Here is a 2,855-nt window from a genome sequence, read left to right on the forward strand (position 1 = left end):
AAATTGCCAATTACGGCAATGGTTTTCTTATACTCTTTTAAATCATTTGATTCACAAATATCGTAGTTAAGATGATATAAAAAAATGATGCCAACCTAAGTTCTCTTAGGTTGACACCATTGCCCTTTATTTAAGGGCTTTTTTCGTTCCCTTTTGGGCCCGTGAAAACATTTTGAAAACAGGCATCTTGATTTTAGCTCAATTTCGGTCGATTTTTGTCCCCATTTTTGACTTGTTTTTGACGTTTTTTAGGGAAAATCGGTCGAATTTTAGCGAAATTGCGCTTTTAGCCACCACACGTCCAAGCCGTTGTTTAGATGTGGCTTGCTGATTTATCGGGAAAATAAGTCGGTTTTTGCCTTTTTTCGCATAGCTAAAACCATTTTAAGTGCCCATTCAACCATTTCTTCATCATCTTCATCAGCGATGTTAACTCCATGGATCTCAATGATCCTAACAAGCTCGTCATGAAGACTTCTGAAGACATAGGGGTTTCCATAAACGGCAATCTCCTTGTTCAGGATGCAGCTGATTATGTAATCCTGTTTGGTATAACCAGACAGGAGGACTTTGCGGTCCAATAGTTTGTTTTCTTCCGGTGACATTCGAAATGAAATAATCTTACTTCGAAGTCTTCCTTTTTGATCTAAATTCTTTGCGCTCATTTGAAGGCTCCTCCTCTAAGAGAGTTCAGTTTATTGGCGATATCGGTATCGCGGTTAGGAAACATATGGGTATAGCGGTAAGTGATCTTGACACTTTCATGTCCGACACGCTCAGCGATATCAACGGCGCTGAATCCCATGTCGATGAGCATCGAGACATGCGAGTGACGAAGATCGTGGATCCGTATTCGTTTAACACCTGCTTCTTTGCATCCGCGATCCATTTCATGATGCAGTCCGGATTTGGTGATGGTAAAGATTCTATCGTTTGGTCTTAGGGCATATAGCCTTGAGATATAGTCTTTCATCTCTTCACATAAGAAATCCGGCATCTGGACTGTTCGCTTTCCTTTTTCGGTTTTGGGATCCGTGATCACATCTTCACAATGGATCCTTTGATACGATTTGGATATGCGGACGGTTTTCTTTTTAAAATCAAAGTCGGCTGGTGTTAAGGCCAATAGTTCACCAAGTCTTAGCTCGCACCAGTAAAGCATCTCAAATGCCTGATAGACACCGTCCTTTTTCATAACGGCTCTGGAGAATTTTTTATATTCATCCATCGTCCAGAAATTCATTTCAAGCTTCTTTTCTTTACCGATGTTTCCGGCAATCCGGGCAGGATTGGATTTTAAGCCATAGAAGCGAATGGCGTAGTTGAACATGGCGCTGAGTTGATTGTGGATCGTCTTCAGATAGTTTTGCGAATATCTTTCTTGTTCCTTGTTTTCAGCTCTTAGAAGGGTGTTCTGCCATTCAATGATATCGGTCGGCGTGATATCGCACATCCTTTTATTTTTGAAGTAGGGCAGGATCCTTGTTTCGATGACGGCTTTTTTCATGCACAGGGTGCTTTCACGAAGCCTTGTTTCCATGCTGGACATGTAAAGATAGTAGAAGTCTTCGAAATTCATCGTCAGATCATGGCTTTTTTGAAGCAGGAAGCGCCGTTCATAATCTTTGCCATCACTTTTTGTCCTGAAACCGCGTTTGGTTGTCTGCCTGAGAGTCCCTGTAAAATCGGTATAACGCAGAACAACAAACCATGTTCCTTTTTTCTTATCTCTGTATACGGGCATTGGTGTGGACTTCCTTTCCAAAGAAACGTTCATAAAAGTAAGTGCTGATCACTTTTGCCCGGATGGTCAGGTATCCTTTCTTCCGTAATTCTTCGTTGAGCTGTTTGATCACGATATACGAGGATGACGATGACAGTCCCGTAATTTCCATTACATCATGAACATCTAAAAATCTTTTCTCTTCATTCATCTCTATCGACCTCCGACTAAAGCTTATTCATTATTAATTGATGAATCTATTGTGCAAAATTGGGCTTTGTACATCTGTGTTTTCTTTTCTTGCCTTTGAGTTCCAGGCTGATGCGGATTTTGGAATCAATGTAGTGCATATCCCGTTTGTTGATCTTGCCGATCTTTTTGATCAAACGGTCTTTATCGATCACTTTGATCTGTTCGCATAAGACCATGGATGGATATTTGAGTCCGTTTAATTCCGGCAAAAGATAATGCGTCGGGATCTTGGCTTTGGAATGGATCTTGGAGGAAAGACAGACAATGATCGTTGTAGGACTGTATTTGTTTCCCTTGTTGTTTTGAATGATCAATACCGGTCTTATACCCGTCTGTTCTGATCCGACCGCAAAACTAAGATCTGCCAAATAAAGATCTCCGCGTTTTACTTTGTTTGTCATAAAATCGTCCTTTCTGTATGTAAAAAGCCGGGGAGGGGTCTCCCGGCTTGTCAAAAGTATTCATCGTATTTCCTATTTAACCCTGTAACCCCGGAAAGATGGGATCCTATTAGACGAACGGCAGCAAAGCGTTCATCACGGGAATTTCACCCTTGCGCGGTAGCTCGCGCAATTGCAGTACAAGCGTATCATTATCCCTTTATGACATCATCGCTAATGTTTGCCAGACATTTTTATTAATCTGATGTTTATCGCTCGCTAAATAGAAAAGTATAGGTCATGGCGCATCAGTAATCAGCTCGTCATAAAGGATTTGTTCTAATAGGTGTTATCAAGTTTTCAAAGAACGACGGGAAGGATCTAAGATCCCCCTTCACTATATAGGCGGCGAAAACCCGATTTTTTAGCCTGTTATTTTAATTTTTCGCTATACCGACAATTTGGTGATATGGCATAAATAATGTCAAATTAGATTTTAT

At 40.8% G+C, this 2,855-nt stretch carries 4 protein-coding genes; all 4 read right to left on the reverse strand.

The genetic code is table 11. From position 1 onward, the window contains the following. Positions 1 to 332 precede the first annotated feature (332 nt). The 4 genes from U0M88_RS08395 to U0M88_RS08410 are packed head-to-tail and all read right to left on the reverse strand — an operon-like array spanning position 333 to position 2,376. Positions 333 to 665 (reverse strand): plasmid mobilization protein, encoded by a 333-nt coding sequence (locus U0M88_RS08395; RefSeq protein ID WP_278906865.1) that lies wholly within the window; start codon positions 663 to 665, stop codon positions 333 to 335. Continuing rightward, on the reverse strand, positions 662 to 1,744 hold the full coding sequence (locus tag U0M88_RS08400) for a site-specific integrase (RefSeq protein ID WP_331869535.1): 1,083 nt from the start codon (positions 1,742 to 1,744) through the stop codon (positions 662 to 664). The genes U0M88_RS08395 and U0M88_RS08400 overlap by 4 nt, the downstream gene beginning before the upstream one ends. Then, positions 1,725 to 1,934, reverse strand: coding sequence for a DNA-binding protein (locus U0M88_RS08405; protein ID WP_254888038.1), 210 nt, complete (start codon positions 1,932 to 1,934; stop codon positions 1,725 to 1,727). Before U0M88_RS08405 ends, U0M88_RS08400 begins: the two co-directional genes overlap by 20 nt. Before the next feature lie 46 nt (positions 1,935 to 1,980). Next, on the reverse strand, positions 1,981 to 2,376 hold the full coding sequence (locus tag U0M88_RS08410) for a type II toxin-antitoxin system PemK/MazF family toxin (protein WP_217780824.1): 396 nt from the start codon (positions 2,374 to 2,376) through the stop codon (positions 1,981 to 1,983). Between the last annotated feature and the right edge of the window lie 479 nt (positions 2,377 to 2,855).

It is taken from the genome of Faecalicoccus sp. (assembly GCF_036552745.1).
Classification (GTDB): Bacteria; Bacillota_I; Bacilli_A; order Erysipelotrichales; family Erysipelotrichaceae; genus Faecalicoccus.

What these genes read in the sequence shown, in the direction of transcription:
- U0M88_RS08395 (WP_278906865.1), bottom strand. Translation starts at nt 665, where the DNA reads ATGAGCGCAAAGAATTTAGATCAAAAAGGAAGACTTCGAAGTAAGATT.
- U0M88_RS08400 (WP_331869535.1), bottom strand. Translation starts at nt 1,744, where the DNA reads ATGCCCGTATACAGAGATAAGAAAAAAGGAACATGGTTTGTTGTTCTG.
- U0M88_RS08405 (WP_254888038.1), bottom strand. Translation starts at nt 1,934, where the DNA reads ATGAATGAAGAGAAAAGATTTTTAGATGTTCATGATGTAATGGAAATT.
- U0M88_RS08410 (WP_217780824.1), bottom strand. Translation starts at nt 2,376, where the DNA reads ATGACAAACAAAGTAAAACGCGGAGATCTTTATTTGGCAGATCTTAGT.